This is a genomic window from Vibrio metoecus, assembly GCF_009665255.1.
In the GTDB taxonomy this organism is placed as follows: domain Bacteria; phylum Pseudomonadota; class Gammaproteobacteria; order Enterobacterales; family Vibrionaceae; genus Vibrio; species Vibrio metoecus_B.
In genome coordinates this window covers 713,084-739,729 of sequence record NZ_CP035686.1, presented here as the reverse complement: position 1 = coordinate 739,729, position 26,646 = coordinate 713,084, and the positions used below count along the sequence as shown (strand labels likewise).

Annotated in this window: 28 protein-coding genes and 1 pseudogene; 13 read left to right on the top strand and 16 right to left on the bottom strand. The window is 45.0% G+C overall.

The window, feature by feature from the left end; translation table 11 throughout:
- Nucleotides 1-181: 181 nt before the first annotated feature.
- From gap to EPB59_RS03485, 9 genes and pseudogenes are all read left to right on the top strand, one after another.
- Nucleotides 182-1,177, top strand: coding sequence for a type I glyceraldehyde-3-phosphate dehydrogenase (gap, locus tag EPB59_RS03525; RefSeq protein ID WP_055027818.1), 996 nt, complete (start codon nt 182-184; stop codon nt 1,175-1,177).
- Nucleotides 1,178-1,324: 147 nt separating this feature from the next.
- The gene (locus tag EPB59_RS03520) at nt 1,325-2,215 is read left to right on the top strand and encodes a D-hexose-6-phosphate mutarotase (RefSeq protein WP_154171565.1); all 891 of its coding nucleotides are present in this window, start codon (nt 1,325-1,327) and stop codon (nt 2,213-2,215) included.
- A gap of 220 nt (nt 2,216-2,435) precedes the next feature.
- Nucleotides 2,436-3,431, top strand: a complete 996-nt coding sequence (locus EPB59_RS03515; RefSeq protein ID WP_000707064.1) for a DUF2860 domain-containing protein — start codon at nt 2,436-2,438, stop codon at nt 3,429-3,431.
- 142 nt (nt 3,432-3,573) lie between these two features.
- The gene (gene rlmA, locus EPB59_RS03510) at nt 3,574-4,392 is read left to right on the top strand and encodes a 23S rRNA (guanine(745)-N(1))-methyltransferase (RefSeq protein ID WP_154171564.1); all 819 of its coding nucleotides are present in this window, start codon (nt 3,574-3,576) and stop codon (nt 4,390-4,392) included.
- A gap of 77 nt (nt 4,393-4,469) precedes the next feature.
- Nucleotides 4,470-5,389 (top strand): annotated as a pseudogene (locus EPB59_RS03505) (ChaN family lipoprotein).
- 139 nt (nt 5,390-5,528) lie between these two features.
- On the top strand, nt 5,529-5,885 hold the full coding sequence (locus EPB59_RS03500) for a hypothetical protein (RefSeq protein ID WP_055051001.1): 357 nt from the start codon (nt 5,529-5,531) through the stop codon (nt 5,883-5,885).
- 123 nt (nt 5,886-6,008) lie between these two features.
- The gene (locus EPB59_RS03495) at nt 6,009-6,326 is read left to right on the top strand and encodes a ribbon-helix-helix domain-containing protein (RefSeq protein WP_055051000.1); all 318 of its coding nucleotides are present in this window, start codon (nt 6,009-6,011) and stop codon (nt 6,324-6,326) included.
- Between the two features lie 101 nt (nt 6,327-6,427).
- The gene (locus EPB59_RS03490) at nt 6,428-6,823 is read left to right on the top strand and encodes a VOC family protein (protein ID WP_055050999.1); all 396 of its coding nucleotides are present in this window, start codon (nt 6,428-6,430) and stop codon (nt 6,821-6,823) included.
- Between the two features lie 20 nt (nt 6,824-6,843).
- A complete protein-coding gene (locus EPB59_RS03485; RefSeq protein WP_055050998.1) occupies nt 6,844-7,131 on the top strand; it encodes a putative quinol monooxygenase in 288 nt (95 codons plus the stop codon).
- A gap of 60 nt (nt 7,132-7,191) precedes the next feature.
- On the opposite strand, the gene EPB59_RS03480 is transcribed toward EPB59_RS03485, so the two are convergent.
- Both EPB59_RS03480 and mlc read right to left on the bottom strand, forming a co-directional pair.
- Complete coding sequence (locus EPB59_RS03480; protein WP_000017254.1) at nt 7,192-8,136, bottom strand: chemotaxis protein CheV; 945 nt, start codon at nt 8,134-8,136, stop codon at nt 7,192-7,194.
- A 98-nt stretch (nt 8,137-8,234) separates the two neighbouring features.
- Nucleotides 8,235-9,452, bottom strand: coding sequence for a sugar metabolism global transcriptional regulator Mlc (gene mlc, locus EPB59_RS03475; RefSeq protein ID WP_055050996.1), 1,218 nt, complete (start codon nt 9,450-9,452; stop codon nt 8,235-8,237).
- A 310-nt stretch (nt 9,453-9,762) separates the two neighbouring features.
- Between mlc and pyk the strand changes: the two genes are divergently transcribed.
- On the top strand, nt 9,763-11,208 hold the full coding sequence (gene pyk / locus EPB59_RS03470; RefSeq protein WP_055050995.1) for a pyruvate kinase: 1,446 nt from the start codon (nt 9,763-9,765) through the stop codon (nt 11,206-11,208).
- 59 nt (nt 11,209-11,267) lie between these two features.
- Here the strand turns inward: pyk and EPB59_RS03465 are convergent, their stop codons facing one another.
- A complete protein-coding gene (locus EPB59_RS03465) occupies nt 11,268-12,413 on the bottom strand; it encodes a patatin-like phospholipase family protein (protein WP_195707042.1) in 1,146 nt (381 codons plus the stop codon).
- Nucleotides 12,414-12,431: 18 nt separating this feature from the next.
- On the bottom strand, nt 12,432-12,521 hold the full coding sequence (locus EPB59_RS03460; protein WP_000434309.1) for a YnhF family membrane protein: 90 nt from the start codon (nt 12,519-12,521) through the stop codon (nt 12,432-12,434).
- Between the two features lie 136 nt (nt 12,522-12,657).
- On the opposite strand from EPB59_RS03460, the gene EPB59_RS03455 reads away from it, so the two are divergent.
- The 3 genes from EPB59_RS03455 (at nt 12,658) to EPB59_RS03445 (ending at nt 15,291) form a co-directional block, all read left to right on the top strand.
- On the top strand, nt 12,658-13,248 hold the full coding sequence (locus EPB59_RS03455) for an outer membrane beta-barrel protein (RefSeq protein ID WP_154171562.1): 591 nt from the start codon (nt 12,658-12,660) through the stop codon (nt 13,246-13,248).
- 490 nt (nt 13,249-13,738) lie between these two features.
- Nucleotides 13,739-15,199, top strand: coding sequence for a sodium-dependent transporter (locus EPB59_RS03450; protein WP_000818000.1), 1,461 nt, complete (start codon nt 13,739-13,741; stop codon nt 15,197-15,199).
- Nucleotides 15,199-15,291 (top strand): MetS family NSS transporter small subunit, encoded by a 93-nt coding sequence (locus tag EPB59_RS03445; protein ID WP_000155613.1) that lies wholly within the window; start codon nt 15,199-15,201, stop codon nt 15,289-15,291. The genes EPB59_RS03450 and EPB59_RS03445 overlap by 1 nt, the downstream gene beginning before the upstream one ends.
- Nucleotides 15,292-15,335: 44 nt before the next feature.
- Here EPB59_RS03445 and EPB59_RS03440 read toward each other — a convergent pair whose 3' ends face one another.
- From EPB59_RS03440 to EPB59_RS03385, 12 genes are all read right to left on the bottom strand, one after another.
- Nucleotides 15,336-15,767: a hypothetical protein gene (locus EPB59_RS03440; protein WP_195707041.1), complete on the bottom strand. Its 432-nt coding sequence runs from the start codon at nt 15,765-15,767 to the stop codon at nt 15,336-15,338.
- A 241-nt stretch (nt 15,768-16,008) separates the two neighbouring features.
- The gene (gene ptsG / locus EPB59_RS03435; RefSeq protein ID WP_055050991.1) at nt 16,009-17,439 is read right to left on the bottom strand and encodes a PTS glucose transporter subunit IIBC; all 1,431 of its coding nucleotides are present in this window, start codon (nt 17,437-17,439) and stop codon (nt 16,009-16,011) included.
- Between the two features lie 443 nt (nt 17,440-17,882).
- Entirely contained in the window at nt 17,883-18,650 is a 768-nt protein-coding gene (locus tag EPB59_RS03430; protein WP_055050990.1) for a TatD family hydrolase, read from the bottom strand.
- Nucleotides 18,641-19,615, bottom strand: a complete 975-nt coding sequence (locus EPB59_RS03425; protein WP_154171560.1) for a DNA polymerase III subunit delta' — start codon at nt 19,613-19,615, stop codon at nt 18,641-18,643. Before EPB59_RS03425 ends, EPB59_RS03430 begins: the two co-directional genes overlap by 10 nt.
- The gene (gene tmk / locus EPB59_RS03420; protein ID WP_154171559.1) at nt 19,608-20,246 is read right to left on the bottom strand and encodes a dTMP kinase; all 639 of its coding nucleotides are present in this window, start codon (nt 20,244-20,246) and stop codon (nt 19,608-19,610) included. The genes EPB59_RS03425 and tmk overlap by 8 nt, the downstream gene beginning before the upstream one ends.
- Nucleotides 20,243-21,259 carry an endolytic transglycosylase MltG gene (gene mltG / locus EPB59_RS03415; protein WP_154171558.1) on the bottom strand — a complete coding sequence of 339 codons (1,017 nt, stop codon included), beginning with the start codon at nt 21,257-21,259 and terminating at the stop codon, nt 20,243-20,245. The genes tmk and mltG overlap by 4 nt, the downstream gene beginning before the upstream one ends.
- Nucleotides 21,256-22,059 (bottom strand): aminodeoxychorismate lyase, encoded by an 804-nt coding sequence (pabC, locus tag EPB59_RS03410; RefSeq protein WP_154171557.1) that lies wholly within the window; start codon nt 22,057-22,059, stop codon nt 21,256-21,258. The genes mltG and pabC overlap by 4 nt, the downstream gene beginning before the upstream one ends.
- A 77-nt stretch (nt 22,060-22,136) precedes the next feature.
- Nucleotides 22,137-23,381, bottom strand: a complete 1,245-nt coding sequence (gene fabF, locus EPB59_RS03405) for a beta-ketoacyl-ACP synthase II (RefSeq protein WP_154171556.1) — start codon at nt 23,379-23,381, stop codon at nt 22,137-22,139.
- Between the two features lie 88 nt (nt 23,382-23,469).
- Entirely contained in the window at nt 23,470-23,706 is a 237-nt protein-coding gene (gene acpP, locus EPB59_RS03400; RefSeq protein WP_000065130.1) for an acyl carrier protein, read from the bottom strand.
- A 232-nt stretch (nt 23,707-23,938) separates the two neighbouring features.
- Nucleotides 23,939-24,673 carry a 3-oxoacyl-ACP reductase FabG gene (gene fabG / locus EPB59_RS03395; protein ID WP_055051183.1) on the bottom strand — a complete coding sequence of 245 codons (735 nt, stop codon included), beginning with the start codon at nt 24,671-24,673 and terminating at the stop codon, nt 23,939-23,941.
- 27 nt (nt 24,674-24,700) lie between these two features.
- On the bottom strand, nt 24,701-25,624 hold the full coding sequence (fabD, locus tag EPB59_RS03390) for an ACP S-malonyltransferase (protein ID WP_154171555.1): 924 nt from the start codon (nt 25,622-25,624) through the stop codon (nt 24,701-24,703).
- Nucleotides 25,625-25,693: 69 nt separating this feature from the next.
- Nucleotides 25,694-26,644 (bottom strand): beta-ketoacyl-ACP synthase III, encoded by a 951-nt coding sequence (locus EPB59_RS03385; RefSeq protein WP_055050984.1) that lies wholly within the window; start codon nt 26,642-26,644, stop codon nt 25,694-25,696.
- Between the last annotated feature and the right edge of the window lie 2 nt (nt 26,645-26,646).

Below are 26,646 nucleotides of genomic sequence, written 5' to 3'. Positions count from 1 at the left end.
CAGTATAAGAAGCAGGTTCAAGTTTAAAAGTTAATCAGTTGCAAACGATTGTGAAAAAAAGCGACGCTTTTTTTTGACTTTAAACAAGTTAAGTCCGATTATCTGTTGCAGCTTTTAACTGGATTCTGTAATTTTACTACCAGTTATCTTTAATCAGAAATTAAGTTGTGGAGCAACTATAATGACTATCAAAGTAGGTATTAACGGTTTTGGCCGTATCGGTCGTTTCGTTTTCCGTGCAGCACAAGAGCGTGCTGACATCGAAGTTGTAGGTATCAACGACCTGATCGACGTAGATTACATGGCTTACATGCTGAAGTACGACTCAACTCACGGTCGTTTCAACGGCACTGTTGAAGTTAAAGACGGTAACCTAATCGTTAACGGCAAAACTGTACGTGTAACTGCAGAACGCAACCCAGCTGACCTGAAATGGGGCGAAATCGGTGTTGACGTTGTTGCTGAAGCAACAGGTCTGTTCCTGACTGACGAAACTGCTCGTAAACACATCGAAGCTGGTGCGAAAAAAGTTGTTCTGACTGGTCCTTCAAAAGACAAGACTCCAATGTTCGTAATGGGTGTTAACCACAAGACTTACGCTGGTCAAGACATCGTTTCTAACGCTTCTTGTACTACTAACTGTCTGGCGCCTATCGCTAAAGTACTGAACGACAACTTCGGTATCGAGTCTGGCCTGATGACTACTGTTCACGCAACAACTGCAACTCAAAAAACAGTTGACGGTCCTTCAGCGAAAGACTGGCGCGGTGGCCGTGGTGCTTCTCAAAACATCATCCCATCTTCAACTGGCGCAGCGAAAGCAGTAGGCGTTGTTCTTCCAGAACTGAACGGCAAACTGACTGGTATGGCTTTCCGCGTACCAACTGCTAACGTTTCTGTAGTTGACCTGACTGTTAACCTGCAAAAAGCAGCGTCTTACGACGACATCAAAGCAGCTATGAAAGCAGCTTCTGAAGGCGAACTCGCTGGTATCCTAGGCTACACTGAAGATGCAGTCGTTTCTACTGACTTCAACGGTGACACTCGCACTTCTATCTTCGATGCTGACGCAGGTATCGCACTGACTGACAAATTCGTTAAAGTGGTATCTTGGTACGACAACGAAATCGGTTACTCAAACAAAGTTCTTGACCTGATCGCTCACATCTCTAAGTAATGTAGTGATTAGCGAAGAATTTCGTTAAACAAAAAGGCGACTCTAGGGTCGCCTTTTTGGTATCTGGGTTTTGGTTTTTCTGACGATTTTTACTCATAGACATACCAAACTCAGGCCAAGCTGAAACGCAAAATCAAGGAAATTAAGATGGATTTATACTCTCTGAATACCGTCACGGCACTGTCTGATTGCGTAACGATTGTTCAGCAAGATCAAGTTAAAATCGTGCGTGTTAATCATGATAAAGCCCGTGCCGCAATCTCACTGCACGGTGGTCATGTCCTTTCCTTCCAACCGAAAGGCGAAGCCGACTTGTTATGGATGAGCTCGCAAGCGATTTATGATGGTAAAGCGGCGCTGCGTGGGGGCATTCCTGTGTGTTGGCCATGGTTTGGTCGTATTGCTGCCCCAGCACATGGCTTTGCACGCAGCCAAGAGTGGAAATTGATTGAACACCGTGAAAATGAACAAGGTGTTATCGTCACTCTCGGCTTGCAAGCCACGCCAGAGAGCTTAGCCATTTGGCCCTATCAGTTTGATGTTCGTTTGTACGTTGAAATCAGTGAAAGTTTGAAAGTGACGCTCGATATCACCAATACAGATGACAAAGCATGGATCTTCTCCGGTGCTTTGCACTCTTACCTGAACGTGGGGGATATTCGTGAAACTCACACTACAGGGATTGGTGCTGAATATATTGACAGCCTACAAGAGGGCCGCGTTTGTTCTAGTTCTGGGCCATTGACACTCTCTGACACTATCGACCGTATTTATACCCAACCTGAGGCTGCGATCAAAGTGCAAGATCCCGCCCTCACCCGCACACTGATCGTAGAGAATCAAGGCCACAACTCTGCTGTTTTGTGGAACCCTTGGCAAAAAGGTGCGCAAGCGATGGCGGATATGAATAATGATGGGTATCTACACTTCTTGTGTGTTGAATCAACCCTGCATGCATCATCACTGGCTACAGGTAAAACTTTACAGCCAGGGGAAAACCATAAGTTGGTGACTTTCATCTCTAGCCAAGCACATTAATCGAAAAGCAGTGTAGTACTTCTATAAGGTTACGATGATACTCACGTAACCTTAAACCTATTTTTTGACAACTTCCCCTCCTCAGCTCAGCGAAATCCCGTCATGGATAACATTTCGTTCACAGTTTCTTCATGGCGTTCACGGTTTAGCTGGATATAATTATGTCTCGCTATGCAAAATACTCTCTGATACACAACATACCATTTGGTAAGGATACCTGATGAAAATTGTTTACTCTTGGCTTACCGCTCTATTCGTTGCGCCATTGACATGCGCCGCTCAAGGGCCTGATAAAAATCAACCTGGTTGGGACGTCACCTTAAGCCTTAACAGCTTTTATATACACACCCAATCTCAGATGAATACCAATGACGACAATGCCATAACGGCCAATTTGCAACAATCAGGACAAACCACTTCTGAGTTTCTGTTTGCGCCACTGGGAAATGTGCAATACACCTTTGCATCTGGAAACACTCAAATTTTTGCTGGACAAAGTTCTGACCAAGTCATCGAAGGGCAATTACAAGCTGAGATCGGCATCACGCATCAATTTGATCGGCTTGGGGAATTCACTTTGGCTTATTTTCCTTCACTGCCGGGAGTGAATGAAACGTGGCGTGATCCCTATCTTACCCAAACAGCAAGATCAGCAACTGACATCAGCGCCCAAGGCGGACGTTTGGCTTACACTGCCCCATTCGCTTTACCTCTGACACTGCGCTATGCCTATTTAGATTACAAAGTGGATGAAGAGCGAAGTGGTGCAACATCCGGATTAACGAGCTCACAGTTGGCGTTGTTGGATCGAAATAGTGAGTACCAACAAGTCTCCGCTGAAGTCTCTTTACCACTGAGCCGCTCTTGGTCTTTCGTTCCCAAAATCAGCTATACCAAGCGAGATGCACAAGGCGATGCTTTTGATTTTTCTGCACTGGATTATCAACTTGGTATTAATACCTTTTTTGGGCCACAAGCTCTGTTTTTGACGCTCAGTTATGGTCAAGAAGAATATGAAACCGAACACCCCATTTTTGCTCAGACCCGCGATGCTGATCATTGGAGTGCTTTTGCTCTTTATGTTTACCGAGCACCTTTTGGTTGGAAAAATGTCTCGATCAATGCGATGGCTGGCATCAGTGAAACCGATGACGTGGTGACCTTTTTTGACCAACAATCAACTTTTCTTTCAACCGGTGTCGCCTTTGACTTTTAGTGGTTGAACTTCAACATAGAGGCGGTTTGCCTATTAAGCTGCCTCGCCATAGCAACATAGATAGACTCAATGCTACGCTTAGCTTTTTATTTCATGCTGGTGCCGTTAAAATTACGCTTCTATTTCGCTGTTCGAGTCCACTATGACCTTTTTGTGCCCCCTTTGTGAGCATCCACTAACACTTAACCAGAACACTTATTCCTGCCCCAATCGCCACCAGTTCGATGTCGCGAAAGAAGGCTATGTTAATTTGATGCCAGTTCAGCACAAACGCTCCAAAGATCCCGGTGACAATAAAGAGATGACTCAAGCTCGTCGTCGTTTTTTGCAAACTGGCCATTACGCTCCAATGCGCGAAAAAGTGGCAGAATTGTGCCAAAAACACCTCACAGGCCACCAACAAACACTGCTTGATATCGGTTGTGGCGAAGGTTATTACACCGACTTTTTTGCCCATGCTTTGCGCCAGCAAGATAGTTCAGCTCAAACCTTTGGATTAGATATCTCCAAAGTCGCCATACGCTATGCGGCCAAACGCTACCCTGAGTGCCTGTTTGCCGTAGCCTCTAGCCATCGATTACCGTTTTCAGAACAAAGCCTAGATGGCGTGATCCGCATTTACGCGCCTTGCAAAGACACGGAATTACAGCGCTGTGTGAGAATAGGCGGGGTGGTAATTACCGTAACGCCTGCCGCTCGCCATCTCTATCAATTTAAACAAGGCATCTACGATCAGGTGCGTCTACATGAAGAACAACCAGAAACTCTATCCGGCTTTGAATTGGTTGAAGAGTACAAACTTCACTACCCTATGGTACTCAACGGAGCGGAAGCCGCCGACTTGCTGCAAATGACCCCATTCGCATGGCGTGCCAGTGAAGAATTTAAAGAGCAAGTCAGTCAAAGTGACTCTTTCGAGTGTGAGGCCGATTTTATGCTGCGTGTTTACCAACGAAATTAACTGATAACAATTATCATTAATTGCATAATTTAGTGGCCTCTATTACCATGAAGACCATTTTTATGGAGGCCAATCCTATGCGCATTATTGCTGCCCTTTTCCTTTTCTTTAGCCTAATTGGCTGCTCATCGACTCCATCGAAGATCAGCACTTTCTATGATTACCAGCTTGCCTCACCGACAGGCGAATTGCTCAGCATACAAAACTTACCCGCCGATCTAGAAAATGCGGATGTTATCTTAATCGGAGAGTGGCATACCCACGCTGGTATCCACCGTTTTCAAACCGATCTGCTTCAACAGATGACAGACAATCGCCACCCGATGGCGCTGTCGATGGAACAATTTACCCGAGATGTTCAACCTCTGCTTGATGATTATTTAGCAGGCAAGATTGGAGAACAGTATCTGATCCAAAAAGGTAATGCATGGCCAAATTACGAGAGTGATTATCGCCCTTTAGTCGAGTTAGCAAAAAGCCAACAACTTCCCATCATTGCCGCCAATGCCCCTAAACCTATCGTACGTTGCATTGGTAGAGTTGGAATGGACTATATTGATCGCTTAACACCTGAACAGCGTCAATGGATAGCAGCTGAAATCAATACGCAAGATTCAGCATACAAGAATACGTTCATGGCTTCGATGCACCACGGCAACCCCGCTCAAAACGAAAAACAATATGCCGCTCAAATGACGTGGGATGAAACCATGGCCGAGAGCATTGTTCGCTACCTCGCCGCGAATCCTGAGCGTAAAGTGTTGCACATTGCCGGCATGTTTCACACTCAACAAGGATTAGGTACAGCAGCCTCGATTCTGCGTCGTAACCCTAGTTTAAAAGTGGTTGTTATCACCCCTGTTGGTGACATCACCAACCAGAGTTCCGATTACCAACTGCAAGTTCTCACCCCCCAGTCCGCTATGTGCAAAAAGCACATCAAGCAGAAGCGATTAACTCATTGAAAAATCGCAACACAGATCTCGTTTGCGAATAAATCAATCCTAAAACTCGTCAATCACTCAAAACAGGCACAGCATTTGCTTGCCTGTTTTTCGCACATAAAGTGTAAAAAGAGCACAAGTTTTATAGTTTGCGGTCGATAACTGATCAGAGTAATGACTTAGGAGTGATGTATGAACCCAATAGGCGCAGGAGCAGTGCAACCATTGCCATCCCACCAAACGGTGAAATATCAAGCACCTGCTAAGCCAGATACGGCCCCAGCTCCGCTCAAAGTGGAGCAGAATAAAGTCACCCTATCTGAGGAAGGCAAGGCATTGCTTGCCGCTTTGCAAGAGATTGAGAAAGAAGGTAAAACGGCTGAAAATAAAGATAAGACGGTAGGAGACAAAGTCGAATCCTTCACTTATGGGGCACTCGGCATGGATCATCCAGACAAAATAAAAGAAGAGGACGATTCTTCCTATTCCGCAGGGCAATATATTTCCGCAGCGGCAACCATAGGTGGCATTCTTCTCGCGGTATTGTAAGCTGTCACATAGACCAAACATACATTGTGGCAGCGAGACTCTGCCACAAATCAACAAAGCAGGTTGACTCAACTGCTAAAAATCACCAAGATTCTTGGGTTTTAACCTGCCCAAAAGAATGCTATGTGCGAAATTTTTGCCAACCAACCTAAAGACAACTATCAATTTATCACCCGCTCTGTGCGTATTGATGGCCATGCAACTAGCGTGAGACTTGAGGCTAGCTTCTGGCAAATTCTAGAAGAAATCGCGCAAGCTCAAGAGATGCCACTCCCACGTTTTATTGGTCTTATATACCATGAGGCACTCCAATACACTGGTGATATCACCAATTTTGCTTCTTTGCTGCGCTGTGCATGCCTTATCTATTTGCGTAATCCCACTGATGTAATGACTCATGTCCGACGTCAGTTATTCGAAAGCCAATCTCCGTCTGCCTAAAAAATCGGCCTTACAAGCAGAGAAATCTGCTTGTCGTACTCATCTACTACCACATCATAAGAGCGAGTCATTAATCTATCCTCCAAATTATTGGAGGATACATGACCAAACTCATCCACACTATGTTGCGCGTTCATGACTTAGATCGCTCGATTCACTTTTATCAGCAAGCATTAGAACTTGATGTACGTGCTCAATACGTTTTTGATACCTTCACTCTCACTTACCTCGGCAACGAACAGACAGAAGTAGAACTGGAGTTAACGTATAACCACAATCAATCGGAGCCTTATCTTCTCGGTAATGCATACGGGCACGTTGCAGTCAGTGTGTCAGACATCGATACAACTCATCGACAACTCATTGAAAAAGGCTTGCAGCCTAGTGAAATAAAAGTGCTGGATCATCACGGACGACACCTCGCAACTTTCTTTTTTCTTACTGATCCAGACGGTTACAAGATTGAATTTTTGCAACGTCAAGGCCGCTATCTATAACAATTCCAGAGGAAATATCCTTGATCCACTTAACCGCAACATTGCACGCTAAAGCTGACCACAAACAGACCGTTCGCCAATTGGCGCAAGAAATGCTAGCTCCAACTCGCCAAGAAATCGGCTGCATTCGTTACGAGCTATTTGAACAACAAGCCACGGAGGGAGTGTTCCTTTTCCAAGAGCAGTTTGTTGATCAAGCCGCTTTTGACAGCCATTGCCAAAGCGAACACTTTCAAAAATTCATTGCTGCTCTAGATGGATTACTGGCTGAGGAACCCATCCTGCAGTTTTATTCCGCACTGAGCTAAAAATAGAAAAGGCACTCCAAGAGTGCCTTTGTCCATTTCATATTGCAATCATTTGACCGTTCAGGAAAGCACTTCCCTCAACCGCTCTTGTGCAACTTGCACCAATAAATCAGGTTGGAACTTAGAAATAAAACGGTTACACCCTACTTTCTGCACCATTGCTTCATTAAAGCTACCACTGAGTGAAGTGTTAAGCGTGATGTATAGATCTTTCATGCGTGGATCATTACGAATTTCATGAGTTAATTTATACCCATCCATTTCTGGCATTTCCGCATCAGTGATCATCATCAGCAATTCTTTGTAGATATTTTTGCCCTGATCGCACCAAGATTTCAGAAGGTGCAAAGCTTCCAATCCGTCGCGACACTCAATAATGTTCAGACCAAGCTGTGACAGCGTATCTTTGACTTGATTTCTTGCCGTAGAGGAATCGTCAACGATCAGTACAGTACGTCCAGTCATATCATCGAGCAGTTCATGATCCAACACCTCTTCCGAGATAGAGACATCGTAGTGAACGATTTCTGCTAGGACTTTCTCAACATCTATGATTTCAACGATCTGGGTATTGCCTTGCTCTTTGACGTGAGTAATCGCCGTCAGATAATTGGCCCTTCCCGCTGATTTAGGCGGCGGTTGGATCTCGGTCCATGCCGTATTAATAATGTTACGTACTTGCCCAACCAAAAAACCCTGCACACTACGGTTATATTCGGTGATGATCAGATTTTGTTCAGTGTCCTGAGCTCGACGAGGAGGAAAACCAATAGCAGAGCGTAAGTCAATCACCGGCACGGGCTCACCACGTAAGGATGCCACACCAGTAATATGTGGATGCGAACCCGGCATTTTAGTCAATTGAGGTACTTTTATGACCTCTTTGACCTTAAATACGTTTATCGCAAAAATTTGACGACTATTGAGGCTAAACAGTAACAGCTCCAATCGGTTTTCGCCGACCAGATTAGTACGCTGGTCTACCGTGTTCAAAACACCTGACATACGAAATTCCGTTAAATGAATACCTTGGTAACAGTATAGCCCCTAGGTATAAATGTAAATGTAAGCAAGGCTGAAATTCTTACTAATGAAGTTATCGATTAACCTTCGACCACTTTCATTAAGAGTAGACCATCATAGAGCGCCTGCTTAATCAAAGCAGCGCCTGGCATTGTCGCCTGTTTATAAAAACGAGATTCAACCAACTGCAAATCTTGGTGATAGACCGGTAGACTCTGTTCGCGAATACATTGTTCAATCGAGGGGTATAAAATCGCTTTCGCTTGATTAATTACACCACCGATCAATACCTTATCTGGATTAAATAGGTTGATCACAATCGCAATTGCAGCACCTAAATAACGCCCAAGCTGCTGAATTACGTCCACCGCCAGTGGATCTCCATCCGCCGCTGCAGCACAAATATCTTCTATAGAAATATCTTCAACTATCGCAAGGCAACTCGTCTCTCCAGCCATAATTCGATCTTTGACCTGATCTCGTATCGCTTGTGAGGACGCCACCGTTTCTAAACAACCATAATTTCCACAGTGACAACGCTTACCTTTAGGATCAATTTGAATATGGCCTAGCTCGCCAATGTTGCCATGTCGGCCTTGTAATACTCGTCCGTCGAGCACAATCCCAGCTCCAAGTCCATGGTGGATTGAAATGAGGACTGAATTCTCAACATCTTGAGCATGACCAAACAACTTTTCTGCCAATGCCCACGCCCTTGTATCATTAGCAACAAAAACAGGTAAACCCGTGGCTTTATATATTTCAGGGCCTAATGCTAAATTTTTTACATTGTAATGCGGCATCTGCAGCACAATACCTTGCTCAGAATTGACTAATCCCGGCAACGTAATGGCAATGCTGGTTACCCGATCTAATTGTGCGGCATAAGTTTGGAAAAACTCTTCAATTTCAAACAATAAACGGGCGAGAACATCATCTTGATCGATTTCGTGGATATCGATTTTGGTATCGATCAATACTTCACCGCCCAATTCGTGTAGGGCAATAGTGAGATAACCACGGCCAAGGCGCATTGAAAGAAATTGCCATCCCATATTGTTGGTTTGTAACCCAACCGCAGGACGACCTCGGCTGATCGCCTCTTGAACCGTCGTTTCATGAATTAAGTGAGCGTCAATCAACTCACGCGTAATTTTGGTAATACTGGCTGGCGCAAGCTCACTCTCCTTCGACAAGTCGATACGAGAGATTGGCCCTTTTTGATCTATGAGTTTATATACGCGGCCAGCATTGATCTGCTTAATGTGATCAATGTGACCGGGTTGAGCCATGTACATGCGACGCTCCGGAGTTCAACAACAAACCAATTTTTTTACTTTGCGAAGTAATTGTGAAGTTCTTTGTCAGATAGGCGTGACAAATATCACGCATATCCCTAGAAGTTTGTGTTTTATATCCAATTATTAGGCTTTATTTCCCGATTTCATTGATTCGCACGTTATACCAAAACCGAGCAAACCCAAAGTCATCACAGGAGTAATATCCCTGTTCAAACACTTACTTCACAGCAAAAACGATCTAACTTTTTCTGAGTCACTATACTGAGTATAAGCCTCGCTAATACTGTTACATCTAAGGAACCTTGATATGAGCTCAACTTTACGTAGAACAAAAATCGTCACCACCTTAGGTCCTTCTACAGAAAGCCCCGAAATTTTAGAAGCCATCATTCGTGCAGGAGCCAATGTCGTGAGAATGAATTTCTCACACGGTACACCCGAAGATCATAAAAATAGAGCTCAAAAAGTACGTGAGATCGCGGCTAAATTAGGTCGCCATGTCGCCCTGCTCGGTGATTTGCAAGGCCCTAAAATTCGTGTATCAACCTTTAAAGAAGGAAAAATCATCTTAGCGGAAGGAGCGTCTTTTGTTCTTGATGCCGACTTAGCTAAAGGAGAAGGAACGACAGAAAGTGTCGGTATTGATTACAAAAAACTCCCTCAGGATGTCCGCCAAGACGATATCTTGTTGCTTGATGATGGTCGTGTGCAACTGCAAGTGATACGTGTAGAAGCCAATAAAATTCATACCACAGTGCTGGTTGGCGGACCTCTTTCCAACAACAAAGGCATCAATAAAAAAGGCGGTGGATTATCCGCAGATGCATTAACAGAAAAAGATAAGAATGACATTCGACTCGCGGCAGAAATACAGGTGGAATATCTGGCCGTGTCCTTTCCTCGCAATGGAGAAGATATGAAGTATGCACGTAGGCTTGCTCAAGAAGCGGGGCTACATGCTCGTATGGTGGCTAAAGTTGAGCGGGCGGAAACCGTGTCTTGCGATGAAAACATTGATGATATTGTGCGCGCCTCGGATGTGATTATGGTTGCTCGGGGCGATCTCGGGGTTGAAATCGGTGACCCTGAACTGATCGCCGTCCAGAAAAAGCTGATTTCACGGGCGAAAAAACTGAATCGAGTTGTCATTACCGCGACGCAGATGATGGAATCTATGATCAGTAACCCAATGCCAACACGAGCGGAAGTGATGGATGTGGCGAATGCGGTTCTCGATGGTACTGACGCGGTCATGCTTTCAGGGGAAACCGCTGCCGGTAAATACCCAGTAGAAACCGTTAAAGCAATGGCTGAAGTCTGTGTCGGTGCTGAAAAAATGATTGAGTCGAATGAACAAAACTATCGAATAAAAAGTGTGTTCATCACAGAAGAAGAAGCGATTGCGATGTCGACGATTTATGCGGCAAACCATCTAGAAGGAGTCAAGGCCATGGTGACATTGACAGAATCTGGACGCACCGCATTAATGACCTCTCGCCTAAACTCCGTATTCCCCATTTTTGCGATGTCGGCAAACCAAGCAACACTCAATCGCTGCGCGCTATTACGAGGCGTTATCCCTTTTTACTTCGATACCAAACAAGCCAGTGGTCTTGAGGCGGCAATTGCAGCGTTAGATGCCCTCAAAGAGAGAAAGCTGCTCGAAGAAGGCGATTTAGTTATCATTACCCAAGGCGATATTATGGGCGTAGAAGGCTCTACCAATTGCATGAGAATACTCCCCGTTTATTAAGTAGTGGTATTACGCAAGAAGGAGGCATTGCCTCCTTCTTTTCGTTTTTCAGCTCCAAACTAAAGGAGTTTCTTACGCAATTCCCCAGCTTCACTATACGCCTTTAAAAAACGATACCCTGCTTTAATGCCAAGCTCGTAGTCATATTCAAGATCTTCTGACGAACTCAGTAAGGAATTGGAATGAAGCGGCTCACTAGGCATGATCTGCGTAATAAAAGTATCGTCGTGATGAGCATCAAGAAATTCACTGGTTAGCGCATAAGTCTGATAATGCACCATCAATAAGTCGGCTAAACCTGCGTCAAATTTACTGCCCACTAAATGGCTAAGGCGGTAAATATCATCGGCACCAAAGAGCCATCGACCGCCATTGAGAGCATCCAAATTCTTCTGATCTTTTTTCTGCTCCCTCGCTCGCATTTTCTGCTGCTGGAAAAATTCACTCCATTCCTGACGCCATCCCGACCATTTATGCTGCCATTGCTGTTGGAGATAGCTTAATGACTCGGGTAGCCAATGAGGGGATTCGATAGTCATCGGCAATGAACCCCTTTCTTCTGGTGGCGTATATTCTGTGCGGATAACGGTGATAAAGCGCGCCTCTTTACGCCACGCTTCTTGCACAGGGATCGAAGCTGAAACACCCCCATCAATATAAGGCTTACCATCAAGAGTGACTGGTTCAGGGTAGAGGCCCGGAATGGCACACGTTGCCAGTAATACCTGCTGCCAATCGCCACCTAACATAGGAAAGTAGGCATCTTTTAGATCATCGGCTGAAGTAACGGCTGCATAAGCCTTTCGCTTACCTAACACTTGACGAGCCATCCCTAAATCTAAACGGTAGGGATATTCACAAATACGATCCAATGCCCACTGCATATTCATATATTGCTTACGCCGAATATAGCCAAACAAATGGAAAAACTCAGGTTGAGTAGTGAGTTCTAAAATAAAGGCTTTACTTAAACCCGTTTGACGAGACAAAAACGCACACAAATTCATGGCACCAGCAGAGGTACCATAAAATTCATTGTAGGGGTCGAAGTTAGAGAGAAGAAAAGCATCTAGTACACCAGCAGTAAATATACCTCTCTGGCCCCCCCCTTGGGCGACCAAAGCATGTTTACCACCGATGTATTTCGCTAAACGCTGAGTATCGAGCTTCGTCCATGCATCAGAAACAATTCCACCACTATTCATATGCAGGACCACCCAAGACTAGTGTGTAATTGCAATCACTCCAAAACTGATCAACGCAGTAAACGTGATCGCAACAATAACCAACGCAAACTTCAGATCTTGTTCCATAGCAACCTCCTTGGTGACATAACAAAGTAATAACATCGGTGTGAAGTATCTTCAAGATTTGCCGTTTTTTTGTGCACGATTATGCAGTTACTATCACAATAACTCTCATCGTCAAAAACTTGGCTAGGAACTCAAGATGCGTCAGATAAATATTTTAATTCTCAGTGTGTTACTTTTATTTTTTTCACCTTTAAGCACCGCAGATTGGATGATAACACCATCGATGGGCTATACGATGGGCGGCACAGTGCTCAATCAAACTGGCATTGAATACGATCTAGAAAGTTCAAGTAGTTACGCACTAGCCATTGAGACCTCTTACCAAAAAGGACGTGTCGGTCTGTTTTATTTTGCTCAGCCAACTCAAGTCGAAACCCTCGTGAATCAAGATGCAAACATTCACTATTTACATTTTCAAAGTAGTATCTACTACCCTATTTCAGACAAATTCTCTTCTTTCATAGGTCTTGGCCTTGGTGGAGCGTATACGGATGTCAGTTGGGCTGATAAAAAGTATGGGTTTTCGGCTAGTGCCTTTGGCGGGTTCGAATACCAAATCGCATCACATATTGCAGTCAATGCTCAGCTACGTTGGCTAGGTACAATGGTAGATAGCGACTCCACTGCAACCTGTACATTGCCGTCATCAGAAAGCTGTATCGTAAAATTTAATTCTGACTGGCTTAACCAAGCTTCCGCTCAGATTGGTGTCACGATTCGCTTCTGACCACAAAACTTTAACAAAGTCGCAAAACTGGATTTATCTCCTACGAGTTGTCTGTTTTTTAGACAGACGCTCTTCGGTCTATATTAGATAGTTCTATCAGTGAGAAACTTCATTCCAGTTGTATGTACTATCATATTTACCGTATACACAACATTCATCGAAAAACTGACAGAAAAACAAAAAATACAACCTACAAGCAACAACAAATTAACCTATAGAATCTATTGCCACCTAAAAAATAAAACGGTAGTCTCGAACCATTGCGTAGCTGATTATTTCAGATTCCGCAAACACACATCGCGTAACTAAGAATAAAATCCTGGGTTTTCGCTCAGCAATCAATATATATAACTAACTTTTTGCAGAATCATGGATGATAGAGCAAAAGTTCACCGCACAAAAACAGTACGGATAACTTGTTTTTCCATCCTCAGATTCAGCGACCGCTGACGAAAAGCTTCATACCCTAGGATATTGCAAGGAGTTGTTTATGAAGCGAGAACAATGGGGATCCCGGGTTGGATTCGTATTAGCCGCCGTAGGTTCGGCGATTGGTCTTGGTAATATTTGGCGTTTCCCTTACATGGCTTATGAAAATGGTGGGGGTGCCTTTTTTATTCCTTACCTGTTTGCCATGGTCACAGCGGGTATTCCATTTATGATCCTCGAGTTCGGTATGGGGCAAAAGCATCGTGGTTCTGCACCAACGACTCTAGCCAAAATCCATTCTAAATTTGAGTGGCTTGGTTGGTTCCAAGTGGGCATTGCCGCAGTCATTGCCGTGTACTATGTTGCTGTTATTGGTTGGGCTATCTCTTATTTCGGAATGTCGTTTACTCAGAGTTGGGGCAGTGATACCAATGCTTTTTTCTTTAGTGAATATCTAAAGTTAGGAGATAACTCACCGACCAACCTTGGTGGCATTCAGTGGCAAATTGCATTTGCTATGCTCATCGCTTGGGTGATCACTTATGCAGCCATTGTAGGTGGTGTGAAAAAAGGGATCGAGCGTGCATCGAAAATCATGATGCCTGTTCTGTTTATCATGGTACTGATTCTGATTGCTCGAATGATTTTCCTCCCTGGTGCTTTAGATGGTGTGAACTACATGTTCCAACCTGATTTCAGCAAAATTTGGGATGTGAAAGTGTGGGCAGCGGCATACGGGCAGATTTTCTTTACGCTCAGTATTGGCTTTGCCATCATGCTAGCGTATTCAAGCTATCTCCCTGAGAAGTCTGACATCACTAACAACGCCTTCATGACAGTGCTTATCAACTGTGGCTTCTCAGTGCTAGCGGGTATCATGATCTTCTCTGTTTTGGGTTACATGGCCCAAGAACAAGGTAAACCATTAACTGAAGTGGTTTCTGCGGGTGTAGGCTTAGCGTTCGTCACCTTACCGGCGGCAATTAACTTGCTTCCTATCCCCTATATCCTTGGTCCCTTGTTCTTCCTCGCTCTCGTTGTAGCGGGTTTGAGTTCACATATTTCGATCATGGAAGCAGTAACGTCTGCGATCATCGACAAACTGGGTTGGAGCCGTAAAAAAGCAGCAAACGTAGTGATTGGTACAGGCGTACTCGTTTCGATGGCATTTGCAACCAACGGAGGCTTACTGCTGCTAGATCTCGTTGACCATTTCGCTAACAACGTCGGTATTATGGCGAGTTGTTTAGTAGAGCTAATCCTCATGACTTGGTTGCTCAAAATTTCAGATGTACGTAAGTACGTTAACAGTATTTCAGACTTCAACATCGGTGTATGGTTTGATATTTGCCTGCGCTTCGTATCCCCAGTCATTCTAGCCATTATTGTGGCGACAAAACTACAAACACTGTTTACCGAAGGCTATGGTGGCTATGATTTAACGCTAGGTTGGGCCATTATCGCGGCACTCTTGGTGATTGGAGTTCTTATCAATGCAGGTTCACGCAAGGAGGCATACTAATGACAATCAGTGCAATTATTATGATGATCATCGGTCTAGGGATCACATGGGGTGGTGCTGCCATCTGTATTAAAAAAGCCATGAATAAATAATTCATCGCCTTATATCAAGGCCAGCTCATGCTGGCCTATTTTATTTAAAAACGGTAAATCACACCGACAGCAGCGCCTAGCTGTACCTCAGCACCACTGTAAAAGTTCACTTGTGGATTCAGTTGTCCATATATATCAACGTTAGGTACCACAGTCCAATCGAGCCCGATTGGTAGCCTAACACCAAACTCATCATCCCACTCAGCCCATGCACCAGCACCAACATACCAACCTAGCGGCGTTGATGACGATAAATCGCCGCGTTTAAACAGGTAATCAGCAGCCATACCATCATTACCCACCGTTAATCGATATTGTTGCCCCAACTCAACAACTGCACTCAACCCTTGATCAACGGCCATACCCACAGCCACATTATTTGAATTGGCAAATGCAACGTTTGAAACACACAACGCCCCTAAAACAACCAATCTCAAGTTCACAATACATTCCTGCCCTTGATAAAAATGAAGCATAAATTTACTTAGCTTACTGAAAAAAGTGTCAAGCAGGTGTCAACCGAAGAGTCTTATTAACAAAAAATGGGAAAGCGGACGAATCGTTCAAACCCGACTCACTCTGGTGTACTACGATCGCTTCACTCTCATCGCCAAGTATCACCAATTGAAACAATCACCACCGCTAAAAGCGGTGGTTTGGGGATGACAATAAAAAAGGAGACCAACGGTCTCCTTTTCTCTAGGGGGAGGAATGAGATTAACCGTGGTTACGGATCCACTCATCCATTTCTGTTTTTAAGTTGTCTGATTTAGTACCAAAAATGGCTTGTACACCACCAGAAACCATCACAACACCCGCTGCGCCAAGCTTTTTCAGCTTGTCTTGATCAACCAGAGCTGTATCCGCTACTGATACACGTAGACGAGTGATACAAGCATCTAGGTTGGTGATATTGGTTTTACCACCAAATGCAGCAACCAGTTCACCAGCTAGCTCATTACCAGTAGTCATTGTATTGTCAGCAGTTTCGTCTTCACGACCTGGAGTTTTCAGGTTCAAAGTACGAATCACGAAAGTAAATACTACGTAGTACAGTGCAGCATAGGCAATACCCAAACCAACCAGAAGCAGCATATTGCCTGCACGTGGTGATTGAACAACGAAATCAATGAAACCGTTAGAGAACGTATGGCCGTGAACTACGCCCAGAGCGTTAGTCAGAACATAAGCTAGACCGGCAAGAACAGCATGGATAGCGTACAGAACTGGAGCAACGAACAGGAATGAGAACTCGATTGGCTCAGTAATACCCGTCAGGAATGATGTCAGAGCTGCAGAAGCCATGATACCCATTACTTTGGCACGGTTTTCTGGTTTAGCACAGTGAGCAATAGCAAAAGCCGCTGCTGGCAAACCGAACATTTTGAACAGGTAGCCACCTGCAAGTTGACCGAAACCATTACCTGCCGCACGAGATGCATCATCTGCAGTCAGGAAGCAAGTCATAATACCGTGAACAGTTTCACCAGCACCATTCACACAAGTACCGGCTTGATAGAAGAAAGGTACGTTCCAAATGTGGTGTAGACCGAATGGGATCAAAGAACGTTCAACAATACCGTAGATACCAAATGCGGTTACAGGGTTTTGGTTTGCTGCCCAATCAGAGAAAGTGGCAATAGCAGAACCGATTGGTGGCCAAATGAATGACAGAACCACACCCAGTGCAATTGAAATGAAACCAGTAATAATAGGTACTGCGCGTTTACCCGCGAAGAAGCCTAGGTACTCAGGCAGTTGGATTTTGTAGAAACGGTTGAAAGACCAAGCCGCTACGCCACCCGCTAAAATACCGCCCAGTACGCCTGTTTCGATATTGTCAACGCCCATTACTGTTGCCATTACTTTCAGTGTAGCAACCATAATGCCGTAGCCAACGATAGCAGAAAGACCTGATACGCCGTCATTGTTAGTAAAGCCAAGTGCTACACCTACCGCAAATAGCAAAGCCATTTGACCGAAGACTGATCCACCCGCTTGTTCCATAAGATTTGATACAACCTCTGGCAGCCAGCTAAAGTTAGCGGCACCAACGCCCAGCAAAATACCGGCGACAGGCAATACTGATACTGGCAGCATCAGCGCCTTACCGACCTTTTGCAGATTAGCAAAAGCGTTCTTAAACATGTTTATGCTCCTGATTAAGTTATTAGAATTGCTGGGGCTAACGGCATACCCCCGTAGCCTAAATGTTAGCACCCAGTGAAAATGTAACCACTTTTTGCATTATATTTTCCGGCTCTAAATATATCTTGATAACCCTCAAATTTTCTAGTTTGCGAAGAAATTAAGTTTCAAATTACTAATTAGATCACAATCAGCAACCTCCATTTTCCAACCTTAAAAACACACTAAATATATGTTTTATAATCAATTAATAATTGATAGCATTAATTTTACTGGGTAAATAAAATATACACTCATGTTATTTTTAGTAACAAAATTACATTTCCACCAAATTAGCTCTAATTTTCAACAGATAGAGTAAACACTCGCTTATTTATGATTTCTTATTTATTTGGCGAATAAAAAAGCGAGCATTTGCTCGCTTTTTTATCTAATTATGATTTTTATCGCAAAAAAAGATTCTTGAAATTATCGGTGGTTTTTTCAGCGACCTCAGTAAGAGACACCTCTTTTAGCTGAGCAATATAGGCTGCAACCTCTACAACATACGCTGGTTGATTCTCTTTTCCACGATGAGGTACGGGTGCTAAATAAGGGGAGTCAGTCTCAATCAATAAACGTTCAAGCGGCAAGGTTCTCACCACTTCCTTCAGCTCCGTTGCCTGACGAAACGTCACAATCCCCGAGATTGAAATATAAAACCCTAAATCCATCGCCGCCTGCGCAAAAGGTAAATCTTCGGTAAAACAGTGAATCACACCGCCACAGCGCTCTGCATGCCCTTCTCTCAGCAGCTGCAAAGTATCTTGCTGAGCATTACGAGTATGGATAATTAGTGGTTTATTCAGTGCTACCGCGGTTTCAATTTGCTGTCGAAAACGCAATTTTTGTAAGTCGGCAGTTTCCGGTTGATAGTGATAATCCAAACCTGTTTCACCTATCGCAACTACTTTAGGATGCCGCGCATACTGGTGGAAAAGATCGAGAGAAAAGTCACTCTCAACATCCAAAGGATGAACACCACAAGAGGCATACACTTGCGGATAAGGATCAATCATCTGCAACATATTCGGGAAAGAGTCGAGCGTGACGCCCACGGACAACAAATGCTCAACTTTTGCTTGATGTGCTTTGGCAATCACATCGCTCACATCCGTGTGCAGATCTTGGTAATCCAACTTGTCGAGATGACAATGTGAGTCTACAAACATGTTTCCTCAGTAATAAATCGGTTAAACCATTGCAGCAGCAGCAACTCTGAATTCAATCCTGTAAATTGACTCAACTGTTCCTTCAGCGCTTCAAGAGCCGCGGTCTGTGCGTAAAGCTTATGGTAGTTAAAACGGTTTGCTAGTAAGGCACTAGCGGGAGTGAAATACGCTTCCTGCACCCCAAATTGGATTTTCTGAGCATCGGTCAGCACACACCAAATCCAATCTAGATGGTTCATTAAATCCGCATCAATAAGAGAGATGCACTTGAGTTGGGCACTAATATCACCCGCGACAGCGGCAACCAATTGTGATTCAATCTCTTGGTATTTCTCCACTCCCCCTTCAAGCATAAACGCACGAGCCTTGAGTGGCGAATCGGCACATAGATGGAGAGCATAATCCGGTGCGGTAATGCCTTGCTCTTGTAACCATGCTAATACCAATTGCGTGGATGGCGCGGTAACCATGAGCTTTTGACAACGACTCACAATCGTTGGTAGCAAATGATGCACGTGTGCGGTAACTAAAATGAATACGCAGTCAGCAGCGGGCTCTTCAAGAGTTTTCAATAGCGCATTCGCTGCCGATTCATTCATCGCATCCGCAGGGTTAATCACGATCAAACGATAACCAGACAGTTGTGATGACTCTTGGGCAATTCGATTTATATGACGAATTTGATCGACGGTAATCGACTTTCCCACTTTTTCAGGGTTAATGACATGAAAGTCCGGATGATGACCAGCTTGCATCAACCCACAGCTATGACAAAAACCGCATGGTTCATTTTGGTGGCTCGCGCACATTAAAGTGCGAGCCATATAATCAACTAAGTTTTCAACCCCAGAGCCTTCAGGCGCTTGAATTAAAGTGGCCGCCGATAACTTTTCCGCCATCAATCTAGCTTGCCAGGGTTGCCAAACTGGAACTAACCAAGGGTACAGCGAATTCATGTTAGACATAATCAACACGACTTAGCCAATCTTCAAGTGCCGTACGAATATCTTTCGAGACTTGTTCAACAGACTGCGCCGCATTAATTAGCACGACTGAATCATCCTCTTCCGCCAATTCGAGATAGCGTTGACGAGCACGTTCAAAAAAGCTGATGTCCATCTTTTCAATACGATCTAACTCTCCACGGCCACGAGCACGCGCCAACCCTAGCTTAGGATCAATGTCCAAGTATAACGTAAGATCGGGTTTAAAATTGCCTAGAGCTGTCTGCTTAAGACTAAGCATAGTATTGGGGGCAATCTGTCTACCACCACCTTGATACGCCTGAGAAGACATATCATGGCGATCACCGACCACCCATTGCCCTTTTGCTAAAGCGGGCTTGATCACGTTCTCAACTAACTGCACGCGCGCAGCATAAACGAGTAGTAGCTCTGTGATGTCTTTTAGCTCTTCACCCGGATGATCTTCTTTTACTAAAGTGCGTAGCTTTTCAGCCAATACCGTACCACCCGGCTCACGTGTACGAGTGATTTGCTCAATACCATGTTGATGTAAGGTTTCAACGACGACTTGAATAGCGGTGCTTTTTCCTGCGCCTTCAAGCCCTTCAATTACGATAAATTTTGCGTTCATTTTTTCGTTCTAAGTTTTTTAAGATAAGCCCGCACGGCACGATTGTGATCCGCCAACGATTTCGAAAAGGTGTGACCACCTTCCCCGCTCGCCACAAAGTAAAGGTAGCTGCTTTGCTCTGGGTTGAGCGCAGCATATATCGACGCTTCGCCAGGCATCGCAATCGGTGTAGGCGGCAAACCGCTAATCACATAGGTGTTATAGGGTGTACGCGCACGTAAGTCTTTTTTACGGATGTTGCCATCGTACGTTTCTCCCATCCCGTAGATCACTGTGGGATCCGTTTGTAGCCGCATTCGTTTGTTCAAACGGTTGATAAAGACAGCAGCAATACGTTCACGCTCTTCCGCTATCGAGGTCTCTTTTTCGATGATCGAGGCCAATATCAAGGCTTCATAAGGGGTTTGGATTGGCAAGCCCTCTTGGCGGTGTTCCCACGTCACTTGTAGAAACTTTTCTAATTTTTGATTGGCTCGCTTCAAGATCTCGACATCGCTTGTGCCTTTAGTGAAATGATACGTTTCAGCTAGAAATAACCCTTCTAGCTTCTCTTGTTCAAGCCCTAAAACTTTAGCAATTTCAACTTCAGACAGCCCAGTCAGCTGTTTTTCAATATTTTCGTTATTTTCAATAATGGTTCGCCATTCTTGAAAACGACTACCTTCGACGAAAGTAATCGAAAATTGATGTTCTTTACCTGAAACCAGTAGAGCAAGAGCTTGTTCTAAACTCATTTCGGGCAGCAGTTTATAAGTCCCCGCCTTAATCTTGGAGAGTTCAGGATGGAACCGACGCACCCAGTCAGCCACAAAACTGCCTTTAATCCATTCTTGTTCCGTCAATACTATAAGTTCACGACTTAGGCTTGTGCCTGGGGCAATCGTAACAAGCTGCGCCTGCTCAATCCCTAGTGGCTGAGCAAGGTACTTATCCATCTGATTGACAAAATAAAAATAGCCACCTGCCACAACACAGATCAGGGCAACAAAAACCAATACCAGCTTTTTAATCACGAATTACTACTCTCCTGAATTCGTCGCGTCATACTACCTATCGTATATTGCTGTGCACCAATTTGCTTTACTGGAGCAACTTCAAGCAGCGCATTGGTGATGAAAACTTCATCCGCAGCCAGCATAGACTCAAGCGCAAACTCATCAATTACCACAGGCCATCCTAAAAGTTTGGCAATTTCCATCACGCGTCGTCGCGCGATGCCTGCGACTCCTGAATTTTTTAAACAAGGTGTAAAAACACTACCATTTTTACACCAAAACACGTTGGCGGCTGTCGTTTCAATCACCCTATCTTGGAGATCGAGACAAATACCATCATCGAATCCAGCCTGTTCCATCTCTCGCTTAAGTAAAACCTGCTCAAGTCGATTATTATGTTTATGACCCGCGAGCATAGGATTTAATCCCATACGTTGTTCACAAATTCCTAATGCCACTCCAGTTTGACGCCATTGCTCATAGTGAGGAGGAAAAGGAAAGGCGCTAATAGTAACACTGCTTTCGCTGACTTGAGTAGGGCTATAACCACGACCACCAACCCCTCGGCTAATATGTATTTTGAGCCCCGCTTTGGCATCAGGCAGAACCATTTCTTTCAAGCCTTCTTGCACTAAAATCCAATCAGGTTGAGTGATATGTAACGCATCGAGACAAGCTTGTAATCGTAGCTGGTGCAGCGGCCAGTGCTGAATCTGCCCGTACTGAGTCAAAATCGTGGTGAAACCGCCATCACCATATTGAAAAGATCGATCATTAATCGGCACCTGATTGAGCCGCTTGCCGTTAATCCAGTACATGATCTCACTCCATAAAAAGAAACGGCTCAATGCTATGCATCAAGCCGTCTGAACTCAAGTAAAGACTGATGAAGTTTTTACATGCGTTTGAAAATCAAGCTACCGTTAGTACCACCAAAGCCGAATGAGTTACACATGGCGTATTCCATGTTCTCAACTTTACGCGCCACGTGGGGTACCAAATCCACACCCAACTCTTCTTCTGGATTATCCAAATTGATCGTAGGAGGGACGATTTGGTCAACCAAAGACATCACTGTGATGATCGCTTCAGCAGAGCCGGCAGCACCCAACAAATGGCCTGTCATTGACTTAGTCGATGAAATCAGCACTTGTTTAGTACCCGCTTCACCCAAAGCACGTTTAATGCCTTTGACTTCCGCAACATCACCCGCAGGTGTTGATGTGCCATGAGCATTAACGTAGCCAATTTGCTCGCCAGTCACTCCAGCATCACGCATTGCAGCTTCCATCGCTAGCGCGCCGCCAGAGCCGTCTTCACTTGGTGAAGTCATGTGATAAGCATCACCCGACATACCAAAGCCAACTACTTCAGCATAAATTTTCGCGCCACGTGCTTTCGCGTGTTCATACTCTTCGAGCACCATCACACCAGCACCATCACCCAGCACAAAACCATCACGGTCTTTATCCCAAGGACGAGACGCTTTTTGTGGCTCATCGTTACGAGTTGAAAGTGCTTTTGCCGCACCAAAGCCAGCCATACCCAGTGGTGTGGATGCTTTTTCTGCACCACCCGCCACCATAGCGTCCGCATCACCATAAGCAATCATGCGAGCCGCATGGCCAATGTTATGCAAGCCTGTGGTACAAGCCGTTGAAATCGCAATGTTTGGACCACGTAGACCACGCATGATAGACAGATTACCCGCAATCATATTCACAATGGTCGATGGTACAAAGAAAGGGCTAACCTTACGTGGGCCTTTCTCCATTAACGCTTGATGTCCGGTTTCAATCAGCTCAAGGCCACCGATACCAGAACCAATTGCAACACCAATACGTGCAGCATTTTCTTCATTAACTTCTAGGCCTGAATCTTCCAAAGCCTGAATACCCGCAGCAATACCATACTGGATAAACAAATCCATTTTGCGGGCATCTTTTTTTGACATGTACTGCTCGCAGTCAAAACCTTTAACTAGGCCTGCGAAACGAGTAGAAAAATTGGTAGTGTCGAAGTGCTCAATATTGACGATGCCGCTTTGGCCTGCCAACAAGGCTTTCCAAGATGACTCTACAGTGTTGCCTACCGGTGACAACATACCCATGCCAGTGACAACAACGCGACGCTTGGACACGATAATATTCTCCGGAATTGAAATTGAAATGAGAGAGGTTTGAGAGCTTATAAAAATTCAGGCGGCCAGTGAGCCGCCTGAGGAGAGATTACTGAGCGTTGCTGGTTACGTAATCGATCGCAGCTTGAACAGTAGTGATTTTCTCTGCTTCTTCATCAGGAATCTCAGTATCGAATTCCTCTTCCAGAGCCATTACCAGCTCAACAGTGTCAAGAGAATCAGCACCCAGGTCTTCAACGAAAGAAGATTCATTCTTTACTTCTGCTTCGTCTACACCTAGCTGTTCAACAATGATTTTCTTTACGCGTTCTTCGATGTTGCTCATTTTTTCTTTTCCTTTACAGATTTCGCCTAATGCGATGATTCCGTAGTTTATTCGAACTAGGGAAAGTTGCAAGCGTGAGGTTTCTGGTCTAACCACAAATTAGGCGATTTTAACCGAAATTCACACCATTTTTGATATAAATCATGCATAAATATTGTGCATGCTACCAACATTTCTCACACAAATTTGCCTCATTTCTCACCTAACAGATAAGATTTACGAGGCAAAAAAGTTAGATCATGTACATACCACCGTTCACATGCAGTGTTTCACCGGTGATGTATGCCGCTTCTGGTGATGCTAGGAAAGCAACCGCAGATGCAATTTCACGAGGATCCCCCAGTCGACCTGCTGGAACCTGCGCTAGTGTAGCAGTACGCTGGTCGTCATTCAGTGCTTTTGTCATATCAGTTTCGATAAAACCTGGTGCAACTGTGTTGACGGTCACACCACGCGATGCAACTTCACGCGCCATTGACTTTGTAAAGCCAATTACGCCCGCTTTTGCTGCCGCGTAGTTGGCTTGACCTGCGTTACCCATAGTGCCAACAACAGAGCCAACGTTGATGATTCGGCCGTGGCGTTTTTTCATCATGCCGCGCAGCACAGCTTTGGACAGGCGGAAAATGGAAGTCAGGTTGGTCTCCATAATGTCTGACCACTCTTCTTCTTTCATACGCATCAGCAGGTTATCGCGAGTGATACCGGCATTGTTCACCAGAATATCCACGCCGCCAAACTCATCAGTGATGGTTTTCAGAACCGCTTCAATCGATTCAGGATTGGTCACATTCAGTGCCATGCCTTTACCATTGTCACCCAAGTAGTCACTGATCGCTTGCGCACCGCTTTCGCTGGTCGCCGTACCAATCACTTTGGCACCACGTTCGGCTAACAGTTCAGCAATCGCTTTACCAATACCGCGGCTTGCACCTGTCACTAGAGCAACTTTGCCTTCTAGATTCATGAATTGACTCATGTTTTCTTCCTGTTGTTATTTCACCGCATCCAAAGAAGCCACATCGTTTACCGCGGCACCTTCAAGGGTTTTTACAATACGTTTTGTTAGACCAGTCAATACCTTACCCGGTCCCATTTCAATCAGCTTTTCGACACCTTGTGCGCTCATTTGTTCCACGCATTCAGTCCAACGAACTGGACTATAGAGTTGACGAATCAACGCATCTTTAATTTTTGCTGGATCCGTTTCAGCCGCAACATCAACGTTATTGATGACTGGGATTTGTGGTGCATTGAATTCAAGCTCTGCCAAGGTTTTTGCCAATTCATCGGCCGCAGGCTTCATCAGCGCACAGTGTGATGGCACAGAAACAGGCAGAGGCAGAGCACGTTTTGCACCCGCTTCTTTACACAGAACGCCAGCGCGCTCAACTGCATCTTTTTGACCCGCGATAACCACTTGGCCTGGAGAGTTGAAGTTTACAGGAGAAACCACTTCACCTTGCGCCGCTTCTGCACACGCTTTAGCAATCGCCTCATCTTCTAGACCGATGATCGCGTACATCGCCCCCGTTCCTGCCGGCACAGCTTGTTGCATCAATTGACCACGCAGCTCAACCAGCTTGATCGCTTGTTTAAAATCAATCACGCCCGCACATACCAGTGCTGAATATTCACCCAAGCTGTGACCGGCTAAAACCGCAGGTTGCTCAAGACCCAGTTGCTGCCATACTCGCCAAATCGCAACAGAGGCGGCAAGCAACGCAGGTTGAGTACGGAAAGTTTGATTGAGATCTTCCACTGGGCCATCTTGAACCAGAGCCCACAGATCGTAACCAAGCACTTCTGAAGCTTCGGCGAATGTTTGTTTTACCACAGCATACTGCTCGGCAAGGTCAGCCAGCATACCTACTGCTTGCGAGCCCTGACCTGGGAATACGATAGCAAACTTACTCATAAATCTTTCCTTCATCTAAGAATGGATAAGGAGTCTTACGACTCCTTAAAGTCAAAATTCATTGTGCGTTTAGAACTTCACCAGAGCAGAGCCCCAAGTGAAACCGCCACCAAAGGCTTCGAGCAGTAGCATCTGCCCACGCTTGATACGACCATCACGGACTGCTTCATCTAACGCCGTTGGCACAGTAGCCGCTGAGGTATTGCCGTGGCGATCTAACGTCACCACGACCTGATCCAAGGACATCGAGAGCTTTTTCGCTGTTGCGGAAATGATTCGGTAGTTAGCTTGGTGTGGAACCAGCCAATCAAGCTCAGATTTGTGCATGTTGTTGGCTTCTAATGTATCAACCACCAACTTCGACAACTGAGTCACCGCAACTTTAAAGACTTCATTGCCAGCCATGTGTAGCCACTTATCACTCTCGCCACCACGAACTGGCACTTCAAGACTGAGTAAGTCACCATACTCGCCATCCGCATGGATGTGAGTGGAAAGAATACCTGGCTCATTACTTGCTCCAATCACCACCGCGCCAGCGCCATCACCAAACAAGATAATGGTTGAGCGATCCGTAGGATCACAAGACTTCGATAGTGCATCGGAACCGATCACGAGAATGTTTTTACAAACACCTGATTTTACATGCTGATCCGCAATCGATAAGGCATACATAAAACCCGAGCAAGCCGCAGCCAAATCAAACGCAGGACAGCCTTTAATCCCAAGCTTACCTTGCACTTGGCAGGCCGCTGACGGGAAGGTATGGCTTGCACTGGTAGTCGCCACAATAATCATATCGATGTCGTTTTTATCTATTCCCGCCATTTCTATGGCATTTTGTGCGGCATAGAAAGCCATATCGGCAACAGTTTCATTCTCAGCAGCAATGCGACGCTCGCGAATACCAGTACGAGCGACAATCCACTCATCACTGGTCTCTACCATTTTCTCTAAGTCTGCGTTTGTACGCACCTGAGATGGCAGGTAGCTGCCAGTACCTAAAATTTTGCTATACATGA

Excerpts from the sequence above, each read along its gene's own strand:
- gap (WP_055027818.1), top strand. The coding sequence starts at position 182 with ATGACTATCAAAGTAGGTATTAACGGTTTTGGCCGTATCGGTCGTTTC.
- EPB59_RS03520 (WP_154171565.1), top strand. The coding sequence starts at position 1,325 with ATGGATTTATACTCTCTGAATACCGTCACGGCACTGTCTGATTGCGTA.
- EPB59_RS03515 (WP_000707064.1), top strand. The coding sequence starts at position 2,436 with ATGAAAATTGTTTACTCTTGGCTTACCGCTCTATTCGTTGCGCCATTG.
- rlmA (WP_154171564.1), top strand. The coding sequence starts at position 3,574 with ATGACCTTTTTGTGCCCCCTTTGTGAGCATCCACTAACACTTAACCAG.
- EPB59_RS03500 (WP_055051001.1), top strand. The coding sequence starts at position 5,529 with ATGAACCCAATAGGCGCAGGAGCAGTGCAACCATTGCCATCCCACCAA.
- EPB59_RS03495 (WP_055051000.1), top strand. The coding sequence starts at position 6,009 with ATGTGCGAAATTTTTGCCAACCAACCTAAAGACAACTATCAATTTATC.
- EPB59_RS03490 (WP_055050999.1), top strand. The coding sequence starts at position 6,428 with ATGACCAAACTCATCCACACTATGTTGCGCGTTCATGACTTAGATCGC.
- EPB59_RS03480 (WP_000017254.1), bottom strand. The coding sequence starts at position 8,136 with ATGTCAGGTGTTTTGAACACGGTAGACCAGCGTACTAATCTGGTCGGC.
- mlc (WP_055050996.1), bottom strand. The coding sequence starts at position 9,452 with ATGTACATGGCTCAACCCGGTCACATTGATCACATTAAGCAGATCAAT.
- pyk (WP_055050995.1), top strand. The coding sequence starts at position 9,763 with ATGAGCTCAACTTTACGTAGAACAAAAATCGTCACCACCTTAGGTCCT.
- EPB59_RS03465 (WP_195707042.1), bottom strand. The coding sequence starts at position 12,413 with ATGAATAGTGGTGGAATTGTTTCTGATGCATGGACGAAGCTCGATACT.
- EPB59_RS03460 (WP_000434309.1), bottom strand. The coding sequence starts at position 12,521 with ATGGAACAAGATCTGAAGTTTGCGTTGGTTATTGTTGCGATCACGTTT.
- EPB59_RS03455 (WP_154171562.1), top strand. The coding sequence starts at position 12,658 with ATGCGTCAGATAAATATTTTAATTCTCAGTGTGTTACTTTTATTTTTT.
- EPB59_RS03450 (WP_000818000.1), top strand. The coding sequence starts at position 13,739 with ATGAAGCGAGAACAATGGGGATCCCGGGTTGGATTCGTATTAGCCGCC.
- EPB59_RS03445 (WP_000155613.1), top strand. The coding sequence starts at position 15,199 with ATGACAATCAGTGCAATTATTATGATGATCATCGGTCTAGGGATCACA.
- EPB59_RS03440 (WP_195707041.1), bottom strand. The coding sequence starts at position 15,767 with ATGCTTCATTTTTATCAAGGGCAGGAATGTATTGTGAACTTGAGATTG.
- ptsG (WP_055050991.1), bottom strand. The coding sequence starts at position 17,439 with ATGTTTAAGAACGCTTTTGCTAATCTGCAAAAGGTCGGTAAGGCGCTG.
- EPB59_RS03430 (WP_055050990.1), bottom strand. The coding sequence starts at position 18,650 with ATGTTTGTAGACTCACATTGTCATCTCGACAAGTTGGATTACCAAGAT.
- EPB59_RS03425 (WP_154171560.1), bottom strand. The coding sequence starts at position 19,615 with ATGTCTAACATGAATTCGCTGTACCCTTGGTTAGTTCCAGTTTGGCAA.
- tmk (WP_154171559.1), bottom strand. The coding sequence starts at position 20,246 with ATGAACGCAAAATTTATCGTAATTGAAGGGCTTGAAGGCGCAGGAAAA.
- pabC (WP_154171557.1), bottom strand. The coding sequence starts at position 22,059 with ATGTACTGGATTAACGGCAAGCGGCTCAATCAGGTGCCGATTAATGAT.
- acpP (WP_000065130.1), bottom strand. The coding sequence starts at position 23,706 with ATGAGCAACATCGAAGAACGCGTAAAGAAAATCATTGTTGAACAGCTA.
- fabG (WP_055051183.1), bottom strand. The coding sequence starts at position 24,673 with ATGAATCTAGAAGGCAAAGTTGCTCTAGTGACAGGTGCAAGCCGCGGT.
- fabD (WP_154171555.1), bottom strand. The coding sequence starts at position 25,624 with ATGAGTAAGTTTGCTATCGTATTCCCAGGTCAGGGCTCGCAAGCAGTA.
- EPB59_RS03385 (WP_055050984.1), bottom strand. The coding sequence starts at position 26,644 with ATGTATAGCAAAATTTTAGGTACTGGCAGCTACCTGCCATCTCAGGTG.